This is a genomic window from Pseudomonas sp. R4-39-08 (assembly GCF_003852275.1).
Classification (GTDB): Bacteria; Pseudomonadota; Gammaproteobacteria; order Pseudomonadales; family Pseudomonadaceae; genus Aquipseudomonas.
In genome coordinates this window covers 2,979,896-2,997,039 of the sequence record NZ_CP027733.1, presented here as the reverse complement: position 1 = coordinate 2,997,039, position 17,144 = coordinate 2,979,896, and the positions used below count along the sequence as shown (strand labels likewise).

General features: G+C 60.5%; 19 protein-coding genes. 7 read left to right on the top strand and 12 right to left on the bottom strand.

Features of this window, described 5'->3' with window-relative positions:
* Position 1: 1 nt before the first annotated feature.
* Both C4J88_RS13635 and phzG read left to right on the top strand, forming a co-directional pair.
* Positions 2 to 838 (top strand): PhzF family phenazine biosynthesis protein, encoded by an 837-nt coding sequence (locus tag C4J88_RS13635; RefSeq protein WP_124407222.1) that lies wholly within the window; start codon positions 2 to 4, stop codon positions 836 to 838.
* Positions 835 to 1,503, top strand: coding sequence for a phenazine biosynthesis FMN-dependent oxidase PhzG (gene phzG / locus C4J88_RS13630; RefSeq protein WP_124407221.1), 669 nt, complete (start codon positions 835 to 837; stop codon positions 1,501 to 1,503). The genes C4J88_RS13635 and phzG overlap by 4 nt, the downstream gene beginning before the upstream one ends.
* A 46-nt stretch (positions 1,504 to 1,549) precedes the next feature.
* Here phzG and C4J88_RS13625 read toward each other — a convergent pair whose 3' ends face one another.
* Together C4J88_RS13625 and C4J88_RS13620 are read right to left on the bottom strand one after the other, a co-directional pair.
* A complete protein-coding gene (locus C4J88_RS13625) occupies positions 1,550 to 1,765 on the bottom strand; it encodes a 4-oxalocrotonate tautomerase family protein (protein WP_124367070.1) in 216 nt (71 codons plus the stop codon).
* Between the two features lie 19 nt (positions 1,766 to 1,784).
* Entirely contained in the window at positions 1,785 to 2,525 is a 741-nt protein-coding gene (locus tag C4J88_RS13620; protein WP_124367069.1) for an SDR family NAD(P)-dependent oxidoreductase, read from the bottom strand.
* Positions 2,526 to 2,646: 121 nt separating this feature from the next.
* On the opposite strand from C4J88_RS13620, the gene C4J88_RS13615 reads away from it, so the two are divergent.
* Positions 2,647 to 3,558 (top strand): LysR family transcriptional regulator, encoded by a 912-nt coding sequence (locus C4J88_RS13615; protein ID WP_124407220.1) that lies wholly within the window; start codon positions 2,647 to 2,649, stop codon positions 3,556 to 3,558.
* A 43-nt stretch (positions 3,559 to 3,601) separates the two neighbouring features.
* Here the strand turns inward: C4J88_RS13615 and C4J88_RS13610 are convergent, their stop codons facing one another.
* Positions 3,602 to 4,777: a cytochrome P450 gene (locus tag C4J88_RS13610; protein ID WP_164487715.1), complete on the bottom strand. Its 1,176-nt coding sequence runs from the start codon at positions 4,775 to 4,777 to the stop codon at positions 3,602 to 3,604.
* A gap of 74 nt (positions 4,778 to 4,851) precedes the next feature.
* On the opposite strand from C4J88_RS13610, the gene C4J88_RS13605 reads away from it, so the two are divergent.
* Positions 4,852 to 5,571 (top strand): helix-turn-helix transcriptional regulator, encoded by a 720-nt coding sequence (locus C4J88_RS13605; protein WP_124407219.1) that lies wholly within the window; start codon positions 4,852 to 4,854, stop codon positions 5,569 to 5,571.
* A 41-nt stretch (positions 5,572 to 5,612) separates the two neighbouring features.
* Here C4J88_RS13605 and C4J88_RS13600 read toward each other — a convergent pair whose 3' ends face one another.
* From C4J88_RS13600 to C4J88_RS13585, 4 genes are all read right to left on the bottom strand, one after another.
* Positions 5,613 to 6,389 carry an alpha/beta fold hydrolase gene (locus tag C4J88_RS13600; protein ID WP_124407218.1) on the bottom strand — a complete coding sequence of 259 codons (777 nt, stop codon included), beginning with the start codon at positions 6,387 to 6,389 and terminating at the stop codon, positions 5,613 to 5,615.
* Between the two features lie 22 nt (positions 6,390 to 6,411).
* The gene (locus C4J88_RS13595) at positions 6,412 to 6,912 is read right to left on the bottom strand and encodes a cytochrome P460 family protein (RefSeq protein WP_124407217.1); all 501 of its coding nucleotides are present in this window, start codon (positions 6,910 to 6,912) and stop codon (positions 6,412 to 6,414) included.
* Between the two features lie 14 nt (positions 6,913 to 6,926).
* The gene (locus C4J88_RS13590; protein ID WP_124407216.1) at positions 6,927 to 8,000 is read right to left on the bottom strand and encodes an alpha/beta fold hydrolase; all 1,074 of its coding nucleotides are present in this window, start codon (positions 7,998 to 8,000) and stop codon (positions 6,927 to 6,929) included.
* A 62-nt stretch (positions 8,001 to 8,062) separates the two neighbouring features.
* The gene (locus C4J88_RS13585) at positions 8,063 to 9,385 is read right to left on the bottom strand and encodes an epoxide hydrolase family protein (RefSeq protein WP_256659021.1); all 1,323 of its coding nucleotides are present in this window, start codon (positions 9,383 to 9,385) and stop codon (positions 8,063 to 8,065) included.
* Between the two features lie 268 nt (positions 9,386 to 9,653).
* On the opposite strand from C4J88_RS13585, the gene C4J88_RS13580 reads away from it, so the two are divergent.
* Together C4J88_RS13580 and C4J88_RS13575 are read left to right on the top strand one after the other, a co-directional pair.
* Positions 9,654 to 10,394 carry a response regulator gene (locus tag C4J88_RS13580; RefSeq protein WP_124407214.1) on the top strand — a complete coding sequence of 247 codons (741 nt, stop codon included), beginning with the start codon at positions 9,654 to 9,656 and terminating at the stop codon, positions 10,392 to 10,394.
* The gene (locus C4J88_RS13575) at positions 10,391 to 11,734 is read left to right on the top strand and encodes a HAMP domain-containing sensor histidine kinase (protein ID WP_124407213.1); all 1,344 of its coding nucleotides are present in this window, start codon (positions 10,391 to 10,393) and stop codon (positions 11,732 to 11,734) included. The genes C4J88_RS13580 and C4J88_RS13575 overlap by 4 nt, the downstream gene beginning before the upstream one ends.
* On the opposite strand, the gene C4J88_RS13570 is transcribed toward C4J88_RS13575, so the two are convergent.
* The 3 genes from C4J88_RS13570 to C4J88_RS13560 form a co-directional block, all read right to left on the bottom strand.
* Complete coding sequence (locus tag C4J88_RS13570) at positions 11,735 to 12,949, bottom strand: cytochrome c biogenesis protein DipZ (protein ID WP_124407212.1); 1,215 nt, start codon at positions 12,947 to 12,949, stop codon at positions 11,735 to 11,737. It abuts the gene before it with no gap.
* 145 nt (positions 12,950 to 13,094) lie between these two features.
* On the bottom strand, positions 13,095 to 13,712 hold the full coding sequence (locus C4J88_RS13565; RefSeq protein ID WP_124407211.1) for a dTMP kinase: 618 nt from the start codon (positions 13,710 to 13,712) through the stop codon (positions 13,095 to 13,097).
* 326 nt (positions 13,713 to 14,038) lie between these two features.
* The gene (locus C4J88_RS13560; RefSeq protein ID WP_124362868.1) at positions 14,039 to 14,269 is read right to left on the bottom strand and encodes a DUF317 domain-containing protein; all 231 of its coding nucleotides are present in this window, start codon (positions 14,267 to 14,269) and stop codon (positions 14,039 to 14,041) included.
* A gap of 194 nt (positions 14,270 to 14,463) precedes the next feature.
* Between C4J88_RS13560 and C4J88_RS13555 the strand changes: the two genes are divergently transcribed.
* On the top strand, positions 14,464 to 14,724 hold the full coding sequence (locus C4J88_RS13555) for a metallothionein (RefSeq protein ID WP_177412746.1): 261 nt from the start codon (positions 14,464 to 14,466) through the stop codon (positions 14,722 to 14,724).
* 29 nt (positions 14,725 to 14,753) lie between these two features.
* On the opposite strand, the gene C4J88_RS13550 is transcribed toward C4J88_RS13555, so the two are convergent.
* Both C4J88_RS13550 and C4J88_RS13545 read right to left on the bottom strand, forming a co-directional pair.
* Complete coding sequence (locus C4J88_RS13550) at positions 14,754 to 15,686, bottom strand: cupin (protein WP_124407210.1); 933 nt, start codon at positions 15,684 to 15,686, stop codon at positions 14,754 to 14,756.
* 135 nt (positions 15,687 to 15,821) lie between these two features.
* On the bottom strand, positions 15,822 to 17,144 hold the full coding sequence (locus tag C4J88_RS13545) for an LLM class flavin-dependent oxidoreductase (RefSeq protein WP_124407209.1): 1,323 nt from the start codon (positions 17,142 to 17,144) through the stop codon (positions 15,822 to 15,824).

Genomic DNA, 17,144 nt, shown 5'->3' with positions numbered 1-17,144 from the left:
CATGCACAACTACGTCATCATCGACGCCTTTGCCAGCGTGCCGCTGGAAGGCAATCCGGTCGCGGTGTTCTTTGACGCCGACGACTTGCCGGCCCCGCAGATGCAACGCATCGCCCGAGAAATGAACCTGTCGGAGACCACCTTCGTGCTCAAGCCACGTAATGGTGGGGATGCGCTGATCCGAATTTTCACCCCGGTCAACGAACTGCCCTTCGCCGGCCACCCGTTGCTGGGTACGGCCATTGCCCTGGGCGCGCACACCGACAATCACCGGCTGTACCTGGAAACCCAAATGGGCACCATCGCGTTTGAACTCGAGCGCCAGAACGGCAGCGTGATCGCCGCCAGCATGGACCAGCCGATCCCGACCTGGACGGCCCTGGGCCGCGACGCTGAATTGCTCGAGGCCCTGGGCATCGGCGACTCGACCTTTCCCATCGAGATTTATCACAACGGCCCGCGCCATGTGTTCGTCGGCCTGCCGAGCATTGCAGCCTTGTCGGCCCTGCACCCCGACCACCGTGCGCTGTCCAGCTTCCACGACATGGCCATCAACTGTTTTGCCGGCGCGGGACGGCATTGGCGCAGCCGGATGTTCTCGCCGGCCTACGGCGTGGTCGAGGATGCAGCCACCGGTTCTGCTGCCGGGCCGTTGGCGATTCACCTGGCGCGCCATGGCCAGATAGCGTTCGGCCAACCCGTGGAGATTTTGCAGGGCGTGGAAATCGGCCGCCCTTCACTGATGTTCGCTAAAGCCGAGGGCCGCGCAGATCAAGTGACGCGAGTCGAGGTATCCGGTAATGGCGTCACGTTCGGACGCGGGAGCATTGTGTTATGAACCTTTCACTGCAAGGCAAGCCGCTGCTGGGTAAAGGCATGTCGGAATCCCTCACCGGCACCCTGGATGCGCCCTTCCCCGAATATCAGACGCTGCCCGCCGATCCCATGAGCGTGCTGCACAACTGGCTGGAGCGTGCGCGCCGCGTGGGCATCCGCGAACCCAAGGCCCTCGCGCTGGCCACCGCCGACCGCCAGGGCCGGCCCTCCACGCGGATCGTGGTCATCAGTGAAATCAGCGACGCCGGGCTGTTGTTCAGCACCCATGCCGGCAGCCAGAAAGGCCGTGAACTGACCGACAACCCGTGGGCGTCGGGTGTGCTGTATTGGCGCGAGACCAGTCAGCAGATCATCCTCAACGGCCGGGCCGCGCGCCTGCCAGATGCCAAGGCCGATGAAGCATGGCTCAAGCGCCCGTATGCGACACATCCGATGTCATCGGTATCGCGCCAGAGTGAAGATTTAGAGGACGTGCAAGCCATGCGCAACGCCGCCAGGCAACTGGCCGAGGCGCAAGGCCCGCTGCCACGTCCCGAGGGGTATTGCGTGTTCGAGTTGCGGCTTGAATCGCTGGAGTTCTGGGGGAATGGGCAGGAGCGCCTGCATGAGCGATTGCGCTACGACCGCAGCGATACGGGCTGGAGGGTGCGGCGTTTGCAGCCCTGAAGCGTGCGGCCAACTCACGCTCCGAACGCAGGCGCTGCTGGGAAGGCTATGGCTTAAGGGCGTTTTCCTTCACTCGCAGCGCCGTGATGGTCTCGCCGGCAACACCCCAGTTGTCGGTGGGCACCTCGTCAATCACCACGAAGGTCGATGCCGGCGGCTTGTTCAGCACGCTGTGCAACAACGCAGTCACACCTTCGATAAGTTGACGCTTATGCTCAGCGGTCACGCCTTCCTGAGTCACTTTGATGTTTACGTACGGCATGTGCCTGCTCTCCTATTGTTCACCAGGTTCCGGCTGTAGCGCCGCCATCCACGGGCAGGATCGCGCCGCTGACGAATGAGGAGTCGGTCAGATACAGCACCGCATCGACCACATCCTGAGGCGAGCCGATACGGCCACTCGGGCTCATGCCCTTGAGCGCAGCATGGAGTTGCTCGCTGTCGCCATGCATCGGCGTGTTGATAATGCCCGGCGCCACCGCATTGACCTTCACCTGCGCCGCCGCCAGCTCAAGGGCGAGCCCCTGCACGGCATGATTCAGGCCGCCCTTGATCAGCACTGGCAACAGTGCCGGAACCTTGATATTGGGCTGCATGGCTATGGATGCCGTAATCGCAATGATGTGACCGCTTTGGTTGGCGGCCATATGCCTGGCTGCCAGTTGGGCTGGGTAGAAAAAGCCCTTCAGGTTAGTGTTGATCATGGCGTCCACATCGGCCTCGGTGTATTCACCTACCGGCTTGGGGATGAAGATGCCGGCGTTGCTGATCAGGATGTCGACCTTGCCGAAAGCAGCCACGGCCTGATCGAACAAGGCCTGTGCGGTTTCCGGCTTGGCGATATCGCCTGCCACGAGGATGAAATTGGAAGGATTGCCCAGACGAGCCGCGGCTTCCTGCAGCCGAGCGTGTGTGCGGGCGTTGCCGACTACGTTGTCACCGCGCTCAAGGTAGGCCTTGGCGATGGCAAACCCCAGGCCGCTGGACGCGCCCGTGACGATAACAGTTCGTGCTGCTTTCATAGATGCTCCGCCTGTTGAGGCATTTAATGTGGATGAGGCTGCACTCTAAATGACAACCTGGCATTGAAAAATGGTGTAGAAAGCATTTCAATTGATACCCCATGTAATGAATAAGAGTGCCATGAGCCGCTATTTCGATGACATCAACCTGGGCAGTATCGAGCTGTTCTGCCTGACCGCCGAAAGTGGCAGCTTCACGGCTGCATCCACCAAGGCAGGCGTGAGCCCGGCGGCAGTGAGCCGCTCGATCGCCCGGCTGGAGGCGCGCCTGGGCGTGGTGTTGTTTGTGCGCACCACGCGGCAAATGCGCCTGACAGAAGGCGGCCGCGCCTACTATGAGCAATGCCAGCAGGCATTGACCCAACTGATAGAGGCTGAACGGGAGATCACCGGTGCCCAGGATGCACCGTCGGGGCGGATACGCATCAGCGCCCCTACTCCCTATGCGCACTATCGGCTGCTGCCCCTGCTGCCGAGCTTCCGCCAGCGTTATCCCCACGTAAAAATCGACATTCATGTGAGCAATCGCAACATCGATTTCGTAGAGGAAGGTTTCGACCTCGCCATCAGAGGACGGCAACCGGACGACTCCGGCTTGATCGCCAGGCGTCTTGAAGACACGGAACTGTTGGTGGTTGCCACTCCCGATTACCTGAAACGCGCCGGTATACCGCAGACCCCGGCAGACCTGAACGGCCATGAATGCATCCAGTTCGAAATGCCCAGCAGCGGGCGCAGGTCGCTATGGGCATTTAACATCAACGGCCAGAAGGTGGAATTGGAAACCTCGGGCAACTACACCTGCCAGAGCGACTTCCTCGCTACTGCAACCCTGGCCAAAAGCGGTGCGGGCCTGATGCAGGCGTACCGTTTTACGGTTCAGGACGAGTTGGACAGCGGCGCCCTGCAAGCGGTGCTGACCGAGTACGGCGGTACGACCCGGCCATTTTTTCTGATATTTCCGCAAAAAAGGCACCTGCCGCTGCGTGTCAGGGTGTTTATCGACTACTTGATGGAGCATCTGACGCGTTGAATATTACGTCAGGCAAGACGGTTACTCTTCGTGCAGCCATGCTTCACACATAACTGCGATCGCTACTGAGTTCCCTATCACGATAAAACCTGGGAATGCGGCTATTAAGAGAGGGTAAATAGCTCCACTGATAATGACGATCAGACGAGGCTGGCTTGCGATGTAGCCATGCCGAAATCGCCTCGGAGGCGATCGTCAATGCAAGTTGCTGGCCTGGGCATTCATGTCTACCAGAGCCGAAGCTGAATTGGCGTCGATTAGTTCGTTTGAGCAAGAAGCTATCGGGGTCCGGGTTCGCAGAGGAATCCCTGTTCGCTGAAGCGAGTAACACTAGAACCGTATCACCCGCCTCCAAGAGGCTGCCCTCGATAGTGCATCGTTTCGCAACGAATCGCCGGGTGTTTTGCACGGGCGAGTCGTAGCGCGCGACCTCTTTCACCAGGTCTGCAACGAGCATCGGCGCAGCTTGCAAGTCTTCAAGCAGACCAGGGTTACGATTGAGCGCTACAAGGGTATTGCCGATCAGGCCCGCAGTGGCTTCGCAGGTCTGTGACAACAGGCCGATCAGGTTAGCGATCAATGCCTCATCATCTCTCCAGGCGGTGGCTTCGCAGCCGCTCCAGATATGGCTCAAGAAGCAGCTGCGTTGATCGTCCTTACTCAGCAGCGCGCTGAATAACTGGCTTAGCCCAGCGGCTGCGGAATTGGATTCACCGAGTTGAGTTTCATCGCTTAAGGGCGAAAAGCAGGCGACAAAGCCCCGTGTCAGTCGAGCTACTTCCTGTAGCCGGTTGGATGGGAGGCCTAACAAGGCCGCAACGACGCAAACCGGTAACGTGAACATCAACTCATCCGGGTCTTCGAGCGGCTTATCGAGCGTCTCGATCAAGCGTGACGCGATGGCTGCGATGCTTTGCGCCTCTACAGAGGCCAGGGCGGGTTCGATAGCCATCCTGGGGCACAGGTGCCGCGGGCCCTCATTCATGCGCATCAACCGACCGAAAATCATGCCCGCCGCGCCCTGCGCAATGGCAGGCGGTATCGGCTCGTTCAGCGGGCGAACCCGACAGTCGGGGTGCCCCAGAATGGCTTCCACAGCGTTGGCGCTGCTTGCGATCCATAAACGCAGACCTGCATCGAATAACAGGCCTTTTTGTCGCCTGAGGCCCGAGTAATAAGCGTAAGGATCAGCATGGGTCGCTGCTTCAAAAGGCGTCATTCCACAAATCCTGTTCACAAAGAACAGCTACTATCGAACACCCTTCATGGCGACGATTCGCTCAGGAACGAAATATGGACGCTCAAAGCAATGACACCGCGATTTCTCGGGTAGCCGGCGCGATAGCCGAACCTGCGAGGACGAAAATGCTGTGTTCGCTGATGGACGGCCACGCCCGTACCAGTACCGAAATGGCCGTCATTGCCGACGTGAGCGCATCCACGGCGAGCGCGCATTTGGCAAGGCTAAAAGAGGACGGGTTGGTAAGGCTGCATACCCAAGGCCGGCATCGCTACTACAGTCTGGCTGACGCGCAAGTGGCCCAGGCTATTGAGGCTCTCATGGTGATCAGCCAAAACGCAGCGATACAATATGTGTCCACGACCCCGACCCGATTGCAGTTCGCGCGCACCTGTTATGACCACATGGCAGGAACACTGGCAGTACAACTGCACGACCATTTCATGGCGTCAGGCTGGTTAACCGTGCCGGTTTCAGGTGAAGGCCTGTATCAGCTTACGACAAGCGGCGAAAAAGCCATGAGCGGTCTCGGTATCGGGATAGAAGAAGCAAGAGCCCAGCGACGCCGTTTCGCGTGCTCTTGCCTGGACTGGAGCATGCGCCGCCCACATCTTGCCGGAGCACTCGGAGCGGCTGTTCTACAGACGGTCATAAGCCGCGAGTGGGTGATCCAGGACCTTGATAGTCGAGCGCTGGCCGTGACATCCAAGGGACGAAAGGAGCTGTCTGACCGATTCGGGATCATGCTGAGTTCGGCAAAAGGGTGCGAGTAACTCTGGGCGCTCCGCAATACCGTAGCTTGCAGCGCTGCTCATCATTTCGCAGACGCGGCCCTCTCGATCAAGCGAGCAACGGGCCCCGGGTTTGAAACCATCACCACATGGGAGGCGCCCTTCACCACTTCCACGGCTTTAGCCTCCGCTCGCTTGGCCATGAAGGCCAGTACCTGGGGCGGGATGTTCTTGTCCTTGTCGCCGTAGATAGCCCAGCTTGGAATGTGCTTCCACGCCGGCGTGGCAAACGGCTCATTCAGCGCGGCTTCGGTGACCGGACGCTGGGTGGCGGCCATCACTGCCGCTTCAGCGGCGGGCACGTCAGCGGCAAATTGCGCGTGGAATTTGTCCTGCTGGATGTACAGATCCTTGCCACCCTCACTCAATGGCACCGGTGCCGCGAGGGTCGGCCCCAAGGTGCTGCCGGGAAACTTGCCAGCCAGGCCGGCGACGGTTTCGCCGGTGTCCGGGGCGAACGCACTCACGTAGACCAGCGCCTTGACGTTGGCCTGGTCATTAGCCGCTTCGCTGATGACGTTACCGCCGTAGGAATGCCCCACCAGCACCACGGGTGACTTGATGCTCGCGATCAGTGACGCAACGGATGCGGCATCACTTTTCACACTGCGCAACGGGTTTGCTGCGGCGACGACGGTGTAGCCATCCTTTTCGAGGATCTTGACCACGCCGTTCCAGCTCGAGGCGTCGGCGAAGGCGCCGTGAACAAGTACGACCGTTGGCTTCTCAGTCTGCGCGAACGCGTCAGCACCGACCAACACAGAGGCAGCGATTGCCAGCGAGGCAATGATTTTCTTCATGGAGAACTCCTTGAACTTGGGGTTATGGGGCGTACCGGGTGAACACGAAATCATGGTTTTTGACGCGCGCTTGATGACAGGCAAAACACGTCTCGTGCTGAGCCTGGTCGACCGCTTTGCCGTTGATAAAACGCCCAAAGCCCCACCCACCGGTCGCCGCGTACTGCTTCGAATCCTTCACCATGACTTGAACCGTGGTGGCCGCGCCGGGTATCGAGGCGGGCTCGAACTCGGGTGATTGGACGTGCTTCCACGCCAGTTTCACCAGCACCGTGCCATCGGGAAACGGCAGCGCTGAATCCTGGTAGGCCTTGATTGCCAGGTTATTGCCGACCACGGCGCGCAGTTCATCCAAGGGCGCGGCTTCCTGCGCTGGCGCAATCAGCGGCCACTGGCGATAGCCTTCGGGAATCTTCACGCCGTAGATTGGTGAAGCGTCACCGCCAGCGGAATCGCCCGCTGCGAGGCCAGTGACGGTGAGCGCAAGCGCTGCAACAGCCCCGGACAGATGCATGAGTTTCATGGTGACGCTCCCTGTCAGAGATGATCGGCGTCAATCACCGCCTGGGCGAACGCCTGCGGCGCTTCCTGCGGCAGGTTGTGGCCTATTCCACCGCTGACAAGGCGGTACTCATACTTGCCGGTGAACCGTTTTGCATAGGCTTCAGCCGGTGGATGGGGCGCGCCGTTCGCGTCGCCTTCCATCGTGATGGTCGGTACGCTGATGGAAGGGAATGCCGCCAGCTTCTTCTCGATCGCGTCGTACCTGGGCTCGCCTTTGATCAGGTCCAGGCGCCAGCGGTAATTGAACATCGACACGGCCACGTGATCCGGGTTTTGCAGGGATGCCGCGCTGCGGTCAAAGGTGGCGTCGTCGAAATTCCACTTTGGCGACGCCAGCTTCCAGATGAGCTTGGCGAAGTCATGGGTGTTTTTCTCGTAGCCCAGACGCCCGCGCTCGGTTGCGAAGTAGAACTGGTACCACCACTGCAACTCGGCGGCGGGTGGCAGTGGTGCTTTGCCCGCTTCCTGGCTGCCGATCAGGTAACCGCTGACCGCCACCAGGGCTTTCACGCGTTCCGGCCACAGTGCGGCAACGATATCGGCAGTGCGGGCGCCCCAGTCGAATCCACCCAGCACGGCTTTGTTGATCTTCAGCGCGTCCATGAAGTCGATCAGGTCGGTGGCCAGTGCAGCGGGTTGCCCATTGCGAACGATCTTGGGCGAGAGAAAATGCGTGTCGCCATACCCACGGGCAGACGGGATCAACACCCGATAGCCCTTGCCCGCCAAAGCCGGCGCGACATCAGCGAAGGCGTTGATATCGTAGGGCCAGCCGTGCAGCAAAATAACCACCGGGCCGTCGGAGGGGCCGAGTTCCGCGTAGGAAACGTCCAGCAGACCCGCTTTCACATGCTTGAGGTCACCCAGCGAAGTGTGAGCGCCCGGCGTAATAACGGCCACCGTGGAGGCCGGTACGTCAGCAGCGCTGGCCTGGGCAAACCCTGCCGCCACGGCGCCCAATTGCAGCAACGCTGCTGCCAGTAGCGAGGGGGCAAAACCCTGCAGGCGGCCGGATTTATTCTGGTTGTTCAGCAAGGTCATCTCCATGATGTTTCTCCGTAGCGAGCCGCCGCATAACGGCCCGGTGTATTGACAGGGTTGGGTAGGCGTTAGTGAGCGGTCTTCGTTACGCCGAGCTTGGCGCGCAGTGGCCGGAAGGCCTCACGCAATTCTTCGCTGAATAGTTGCGGTTGTTCCCAGGAAGCGAAGTGGCCGCCCTTGTTAACCTGGTTGTAGTAGGCCAGTGAGGGGTAAGCGCGTTGCGCCCAGCTTTTGGGTGCCTGATAGATTTCGTGGGGGAAGACCGTGATCGCCACCGGCACCTTGATGCTTGCGGTGTTCTGCGCGGCGGCGCTGAAATTGTTGTTGTTGTTTTCCCAGTAGAAACGCGATGACGATGCGCCGACGTTCGTCAGCCAGTACAGGCTGATATCGTCCAGCATCTCGTCACGGCTAAGTACCCGTTCAGGCTGACCGTTGCTGTCGGTCCAGGCGGCGATTTTTTCGTACATCCACGCCGCCGTGCCGGTGGGCGAATCGGCCAGCAGGTAGCCGATGGTCTGCGGGCGCGTCACCATCATCGCGCCGTATGCCGCGTTGCGGCCGAAGAAGGTACTCAGGGACTCAAACGCCTTGCGTTCAGGCTCGCTGAGCCCGACAGGTGCCGGGTCACCACTGTTGATCGGCTTGACCAGCTCGGGCGGAATGGTGGCCGGCATGTTCAAGTGAATGCCCAGCAGACCCGGCGGATTCAGGCGACCCAGTGCATCCGATATCACCGAGCCGTGATCGCCACCCTGGGAAACATAGTGGGAGTATCCGAGACGCTTCATGAGCACATCCCACGCCTTTGCGACGCGATCCGGCCCCCAGCCCAACTCAGTGGGCTTGCCGGAAAAGCCGTGTCCGGGGATCGAGGGGATGATCACGTCGAACGAATCTTCGACCTTACCGCCGTAAGCCACAGGGTCGGTCAGCGGGCCGATGGTCTTCAGGAACTCGAACTGCGAGCCCGGCCATCCATGTGTCAGCAGCAGCGGCATCGCGTTGGGGTTGCGCGAGCGGACATGGATGAACTGAATATCCACGCCGTCAATGGTGGTGATGAATTCGGGCAGCGCATTGAGCTTCGCTTCGGCCTTGCGCCAGTCATAGCCGTTGCCCCAATACTTCACCAACGCCTGAATCTGGGCCAGCTGCACGCCTTGGGAGACATCATTGACCGTCTCTTTGTCTGGCCAGCGGGTCGCGGTAATGCGCTGTTTGAGATCGGTCAGTTGAGCTTCATCGACATGAATTCGGTATGGCCGAATCGATTCGGATTGGGGCGCGGCCGAGCTGGCAACTGACGCCTCGACGGCCCAGGCACCGCCGCTGCCTGCGACCAGGGCCAAACCAAACACGCCCATCCACACGGGGTTTTTCCAGGGCATAACGAGATCTCCGAGCGTTAGATGAGCCATCAATTGAAGAGGGACTGCGCCTTCTCGATGTGTTCATTTAACGCCCCGCAGGTATCCGGTATGTGTCACCAACCGCCTTGAACGAATCACTGTGTATCGGGCCGGGGCGCAGATACACAACGATACAAACCCACCCAGGCGAGTCTGGTGCAAAAGTTTTACCAGCTGCAAACCGCCACCTGGATATACTCGACGCCACCTTCTTCAACGCCGTTAAACAGGGATAAAGGTGAGTCAAGTGGAGCACGTAGATCACATCCTCATCGTCGACGATGACCGCGAGATCAGAGAGCTGGTGGGGAACTATCTTCAGAAAAACGGACTGCGCACGACGGTAGTGGCGGACGGTCGCCAGATGCGGGCCTTTCTGGCGTCCACGCCGGTCGACTTGATTGTGATGGACATCATGATGCCCGGAGACGATGGGCTGGTGCTGTGTCGGGAACTGCGCGCAGGCAAGCACAAGGCCACGCCGATGCTGATGCTGACCGCGCGCAATGACGATACGGATCGAATCATCGGCCTGGAGATGGGCGCCGACGATTACCTGGCCAAGCCCTTTGTCGCCCGGGAGTTACTGGCGCGAATCAATGCCGTGCTCCGCCGCACCCGCATGTTGCCGCCCAACCTGATCGTCACCGAAGCAGGCCGGCTGCTCGCATTCGGCAAATGGCGGCTGGACACCACGGCTCGACACCTGCTGGACAGCGAAGGCACCATCGTGACGTTAAGTGGCGGCGAGTATCGCTTGCTGCGCGTCTTCCTCGATCACCCCCAGCGCGTGCTGAACCGCGATCAACTGCTCAATCTCACCCAGGGCCGGGACGCCGACCTCTTCGACCGTTCGATTGACTTGCTCGTCAGTCGGCTGCGCCACCGGCTGCAGGACGATGCCCGCGATCCCGCCTACATCAAGACTGTTCGCAGCGAGGGCTATGTCTTTACCTACGCGGTGCAAGTGTCAGGAGCACAGCCATGACCATGACGCGTTGGCCGCGCACGTTGGCCTCGCGGTTGACACTGATCTTCCTGGTGAGCCTGGCGGTGGCCCATGGATTGTCATTCGGGCTGCAGTTCTATGAGCGCTACCAAAGTGCCAAGATGTTGATGCTGGACAATTTCGAACAAGACCTGACCACCTCACTGGCGATACTGGAGCGGTTGCCGGCCAATGAGCGTGAGGCATGGTTGCCGCGCCTGGAACACCCCAACTACCGATACGAACTTGATGAGGGCCAGCCGGGCACGCCAATGGACATGACCAGCGCTCCCGTCTCCGTGCGCTCCATGCAAGCCACGCTGGGCCGGGACTACCCATTGAGCTTCAGCGATATTGCCGATGCGCGCCCTCATTATCAGGCCCACTTGCGCCTCAAGGACGGCAGCCCCCTGACGATTGATGTGCGACCCGCGGTGATGCCGCTATCACCGTGGCTGCCAGCAGTGCTGGTGGCGCAACTGTTGCTGCTCTTGCTCTGTACCTGGCTCGCCGTACGCACGGTCATACGGCCACTGACGCGGCTTTCCCAAGCGGTAGACAGCCTCGATCCGAATGGCCAGGGCGAACCGCTCAAGGAGGAAGGGCCAATCGAAGTGGCCTACGCGGCCGTCGCCTTCAATACCCTGCAGGAGCGCATCGCAACTTACGTCAAGGAACGCATGCAGCTATTGGCAGCGATTTCCCACGACCTGCAAACCCCGATCACACGGATGAAGCTTCGCGCGGAGTTCATGGACGATTCGATGGAAAAGGACAAGCTCTGCAACGACCTGGAGGAAATGCAGCACCTGGTCCAGGAAGGTGTGGCCTACGCGCGGAGCATGGCGGGTTCCAATGAGCCAAGCCGGCGCGTGGATGTCGATTCCTTTCTGGAAAGCCTGGTCTTTGACTACCTCGATACCGGCAAGCAAGTGACGTTAAAGGCTGACGGCGGCGCAGCCATCGATACTCGCCCCCATGCGCTGCGCAGGGTGTTGGTCAACCTCTTGGACAATGCTTTGAAGTTCGGATCAGAGGTGCAAATCCTCGCGCAGCGCCAGCCGGACGGTGGGCTGCTGATTCAAGTGCTGGACCGTGGCCCCGGCATACCTGACCACCAATTGCCCGAAGTGCTGAAACCTTTTTATCGTGTGGAGAATTCGCGAAACCGGGAAACCGGTGGTACGGGACTGGGCTTGGCGATTTCGCAACAACTGGCGCTTACCCTGCAAGGCGCCCTGCGCTTGGTCAACCGGGATGGCGGCGGTCTGTGTGCGGAGTTGAAACTGCCGCCAACACTGAGACTTACCGCAAAGGCGCCCATGGATCATCCCCGGTGATCATCCCTCCTTGTTCTTCGCCTCGGCCAGCAACTGCTGAATCCCTTTTTCCTGAGTGTCATAGCTGCCTTCGCCGAAGTGGGTGTAGCGGATCTTGCCTTCGGCGTCGACGAGGTAGTGTGCGGGCCAGTATTGATTGTCGAATGCGCGCCAGATCGCATAGTTATTGTCGATCGCGATCGGGTAGTTGAGGTCCAGCTTCGCTACGTTTTTGCGCACGTTGTCTATCACCCTTTCAAAGGGATACTCCGGGGTGTGCACGCCGATGACAACCAGCCCTTCCTTCTCATACTTCTTTGCCCACTCGTTCACATACGGAATGCTGCGCTGGCAATTGATGCAGTCGAAGGTCCAGAAGTCCACCAACACCACTTTGCCTCGCAACGACTCCTTGCTCAGTTCGGGTGAATTCAGCCACTGGACGGCACCCGACAGGGACGGCATTTCACCCTTGGCACTCAGGTCAGGTGTGGTCGCGGCCTTGACGCTGTCCACCAGGTAATCAGTGACTTTGGGCACACCGCTCAGCAGCGACTGCTCCAGCCTGGCAGCGCCCTGGGATGAAGTGCCGGCAAGCAGTTGGCTTTGCGAGCCACTGGCGATCACCCCCGCAACCACCAGCGCGGCCAAACCAGTGCCGCGCCGCAGCCAGGCGATCACGGGCAGTGACAACTTCAACCGAGACACCAGGCCTCGGCCCGCGAAGATCAGCACGCCCAACGAGACGGCACTGCCCAAGCCGTAGGCCAACAGCAGCAGGCTGGTGTGCGCGCTCGGGCCTTGAAGCATTGCGCCGGTCAGGATGATCCCGAGGATGGGCCCCGCGCACGGTGCCCAGAGCAAGCCGGTTGCGACCCCGATCAGCAGCGATGCGCCGGGCCCCGACAATCTGCGCGTGGCGGGATCGAGGCGATTACCCAGTGCCGTCAACGGCCGCATCAATCCATTACCCACCTTGGCGGAAAGCAACGACAGGGCGAACACTACCAGCACCACCAGCGCGAGCTGGCGACCAATACCGTTGGCTGTTACCACCCAGTCACTGCTGATCACGGCGAGGCTGGACACGAGGGCAAAGGTCAGCGCCAGGCCTAGCAGTGTCCACACCACCGACGCTGGCGAGCGATCGGCACGGGCGAATAAAAACGGCACGACGGGAAGAATGCACGGACTGAGTACCGTGACGATGCCGCCGAGAAAGGCGATCAAGAACATGGCGCTACCTGCTCAATTGGCCGAGGGGGTGTCCCTCGCTGGAGCCAATTGAACCGCCTGCAGGTATCGCGGATGTGTCGGTAAAGCGGTCTATTGAATCCGCAAGTATCCGCAGGGCCTGTAGATACACTGCGATACGGAACTGCTAGCGCCCACCCAGCACGCCATAGATCTCAGCAACCACCTGCGCCGTGGCGTCCTCGATCGATCCTTCGTTACGGCAAAGCACCCAACCGTGATCGGCAACCGCTCGCTCGAAGCCCAGCGTGCAGGCCACCTGTTCTTCCAGGGAGTGCAGCACCGTACTGCCCAGCCCACGTGTTCGTGCTGCCGCCCTCGCCCATGACGTTTCAGCATCGGTGACTACCCCGACATGCAGGTCTGGCACCTGTACGCCTCGCTCGATGTTCAACTTTAGAATCTGCGCGAACGGAATCAGGCGCCGAAACGCCGCGTCAGACGGGTACCAGCGGTCAATCAGGATGATGCTGTCAGAAGGCTGTTTGGGCAGTACATGCCGGGAAATCCAGCCACGGCTATCAGCAAATCGCTCACACACCGCCAACTCCAGTGCCGGGCTGGGATGCCTGACGAGCTGGTTGACCAGCGCCATGGTTTCACCCCGATGGGGATCACTCTTTTTTTCGCACAGTCGGATCACCTTTTTGCCGTCTGCCCTCAATGCTGAGGTAACAGCCTCCAGCAGCGTGGTCTTGCCGGTGCCCTTGGGCCCGTCCAGCGAAATGAACAGCGGGCGACTCATTTGACCTGCTCCATGGCGGACATCGTGTTGGGCAGGCCCTGCCCTTATGCCAGTCAATCAAGGCTTTTTGTAGGAGCGAGCTTGCTCGCGAAAAATTCAGGGCCACCGCGATTATCCAGAATAAACGCGTCGCCTGGGCGCTTTTCGCGAGCAAGCTCGCTCCTACAGTGGCCTGGCATCAGTCCCTGCTCAGGCAGCGCTTTGCCAAGCTCAAGGATGCGCGATAGAGCGATGTTCAGGTGCAAAAACGCACTAAGCCGGCTACGAAGGCCATGACATTCCGGGGCATTACCAGCAGCCGTGAATGGCTACCGGCCTTACAGGGCTCAGTCAATCGGACCGATATTAATCGTGCGGTCAGCGCCCAGCCCCTCGACCTTGGCGAGGATTTCGCTGGGCGTGTCCGCGGAAAACGTCAGCACATAGCCCATGCCGCTGCCGTCTTCTTCCACCGAAGCCACCCACAACTCGACTTCATCGGCGGCCAGGCCTATGGCATTACCGATCGAACGGTTGCGCGCTTCTGAATCGGTGTCGCCCGCTGGGTAATCATTCATGGGTAAACCTCCTCGCGTCTGTGTGATCGTTGTTATCACCATAGACGCACGAGGCAGCGCAGGGTTCGTTTTCTTGTCTCACACACGCACACCCGCCGTTCATCACCCCTGCCCTGTGTTTTTTTAAACTCTTGTATTTCGGCTTATCAAACTAGGTGTGGACGCTTCAACCATGACTGACAATCGGAGGACTCATGAACCACGCCACCCCGGATTTGCCATGCGCCTGCCCAGGCTGCAGTTGCCAGGTAACCGCTGCCGCACGCTATGAACGCGACGGTAAAGCCTTTTGCAGCCAGGCCTGCGCCGACCTGCACCCACGCGGTCAGGCATGCCCCAGTGCCGAATGCCATTGCGAGTCGCATGTAAAGGTGCAGGACCGCGCTGTCAGCGATAGCCAGCTTGACGAGGCCATCGAAGAAACCTTCCCGGCGAGCGATCCTATTTCACCCTGATCGTGCGCTCCACATGGGGCGTTGCTTTATCAACTGAACCGAATATCCAACGCACGCAGGTAGGTTTGCAGCCCCGCGTCCTGGATCGGGATGAGGAACGCCTCGGTGTCGGATTCATTGAAGTGCGCATGCCAATACCCAGGCGGCGTCACGAACGCCAGGCCGGGCGACCAGTCGACCCGTACCGGATTGCGGATCTGCCCGTCCGTGTCCAGCTCGGTGCCGACCAGGGAGTAGCAGCCTGGCGGGCAGTCAATGATGAAATCCAGCGCAATCGACTGGTGCCGGTGGGGCTTTTGCACCGATCCGGCCGGCAGAATGCCGTACATCGCCCACAGCACATGGGTGACGGTGCGCGTTTGCGGGAAGTTGCGATTGCCCAGCAGGATACTGATGCGGCTGCGGTCCTGGGCACGCGGGTCATCCGCCGCTTCGCGCAGCTTGGCGTTGGCCAGCGCTGCGGGGTACAGCGTTGGCGTGAAGCGATCTGCACTGGGTACCACCCCGAGGTAGCGCAGCAACGGTTCATCGTGCACGTAGTAAAGGCGCGCATCCGCGCTGGCGCTGAAGTGCGCCGCCTGCAAACCCGGCAGCGCGATAAAGCAGCCTTTGGACCATTGAATCTCATGCTCGGCCTGCACCACGCGGCCCTCCCCGGCGATCACGTAGAAAACCTGGGAGGTCGCGTTGGGTTGCACGGTCAGCGTGTCGCCACGGTTGAGTCGCATAAAGTTGGCGCACAATCCGGGACCGGTGGCCGGGCCTTCGCAGCCCAGGGCGTCGCTGAGGTCCAGCGGCACGACGCGTGAAGGGCCGCTGTCATACAGCGCGGCAGGAAAACTGTGGTAGGGAATGCGCGGTATGAGATTGGCACTGATGGGGTTGGCGGCCTTGGTGTACTCGAAGTACTCGGCGTCCACTTGGTGGGGATCGGACAATGCGCGGCTGAATTCACGGTTCATCAGGCTCACCTCAGTCTTCGGCGGGTTTGCACAGCGCCGTTGAGTGCGCTGTGGGGGTGAGTGAACTATAGGCATAGCGCGCCGGCGGATGCATCCTTGATCCGCACGGTAGTCAGGTCAAACGATGGCAGCGGCTTAACGCCGTGCAAACTGCGGAATTTCCAGCCCCAGGCGCTCGCGTAACGTACTCCCTTCATACGCGGTCCGGTAAACACCGCGTTCCTGCAGCAACGGTATGACTTCTCGGGTAAAGCGAGTGAACTGCTCCGGGTGCCCGATGTAGATGTTGAAACCATCCACGGCGCGGGCGTGCAGCCAATCCGCCATTTTCTGCGCCACCGTGTCAGCCGTGCCGGTGAAGGCCCCCGGACGCAGTTGGCGGCCAGATTCTACGGCCTGGCGCAGGCTGAAACCCTTCTCGCGGGCCTGATCGGCGATGCGTTTGGCCGCAGTGAAAAAGCTGCTGCGCGCAGCCTCCAGGCTTTCTTGAGGAAATGGCGCATCCAGGTCGTACTGACTGAAGTCATGCCAGCCGAAATTACGCCCGAATTCTTTCAGCGCCAGCTCAAAACTATGGTCGACCTGATGATAATGCTGCTCGATTTCGCGGGCGTGGGCATCGGTGTCGCCCACATAGATTTCCGCGCCGGGCATGATCAATACCTGCTCCGGATCGCGTCCGCGTTGCAGCGCCCTGCCCTTTATATCCCGGTAAAACGCCTGGCCCTGCTCGATGCTGGCGGCGTGGGTGAAGATGACGTCGGCGGTGGCGGCGCCCAGGTCGCGGCCTTGCTCGGAATCCCCGGCCTGGAAGATCACCGGCTGCCCCTGGGGTGAGCGCTGGATGTTCAGCGGGCCGGCCACCGCAAAGTGTTCGCCCTGATGATTCAGGCTATGCAGTTTGCTCGGGTCGAGAAACTGGCCGGTGGCGCGGTCGCGCACGAAGGCGTCGTCCTCATAGGAGTTCCACAGCCCCTGCACCACTTGGACGTGTTCGGCGGCGCGGCTGTAGCGCGTGGTGTAGTCATAATGCTCATCAAGGCTGTAATTGCCGGCGGTACCGGCATCGCCGCTGGTCACCACGTTCCAGCCGGCGCGGCCTTTGCTGATCAGATCCAGGGAGGCCAGGCGCCGCGCAACGTTATACGGCGCGTTGTAGGAGGTGGTCAGCGTACCGACCAGGCCGATATGCCGCGTGCTCACGGCCAGCGCCGACAACAGCGTCAGCGGTTCCAGGCGATTGAGGTAATGGGAAGGCGAGCCCGGGGTGATGAACTGGCTGTCGACGATAAAGATCAAGTCGAACAACGCTGCCTCGGCCTGGCGCGCGATATCGATGTACCAGTCGATGTTCACGCTGGCGTCGGCCGGCAATTGCGGGTCGAGCCACAGGTTGTGGCGGCCCGGCCCACCGCAGCCCATGGTCAAGGCGCCCAGTTTGAGCTGTCGTTTGGTCAT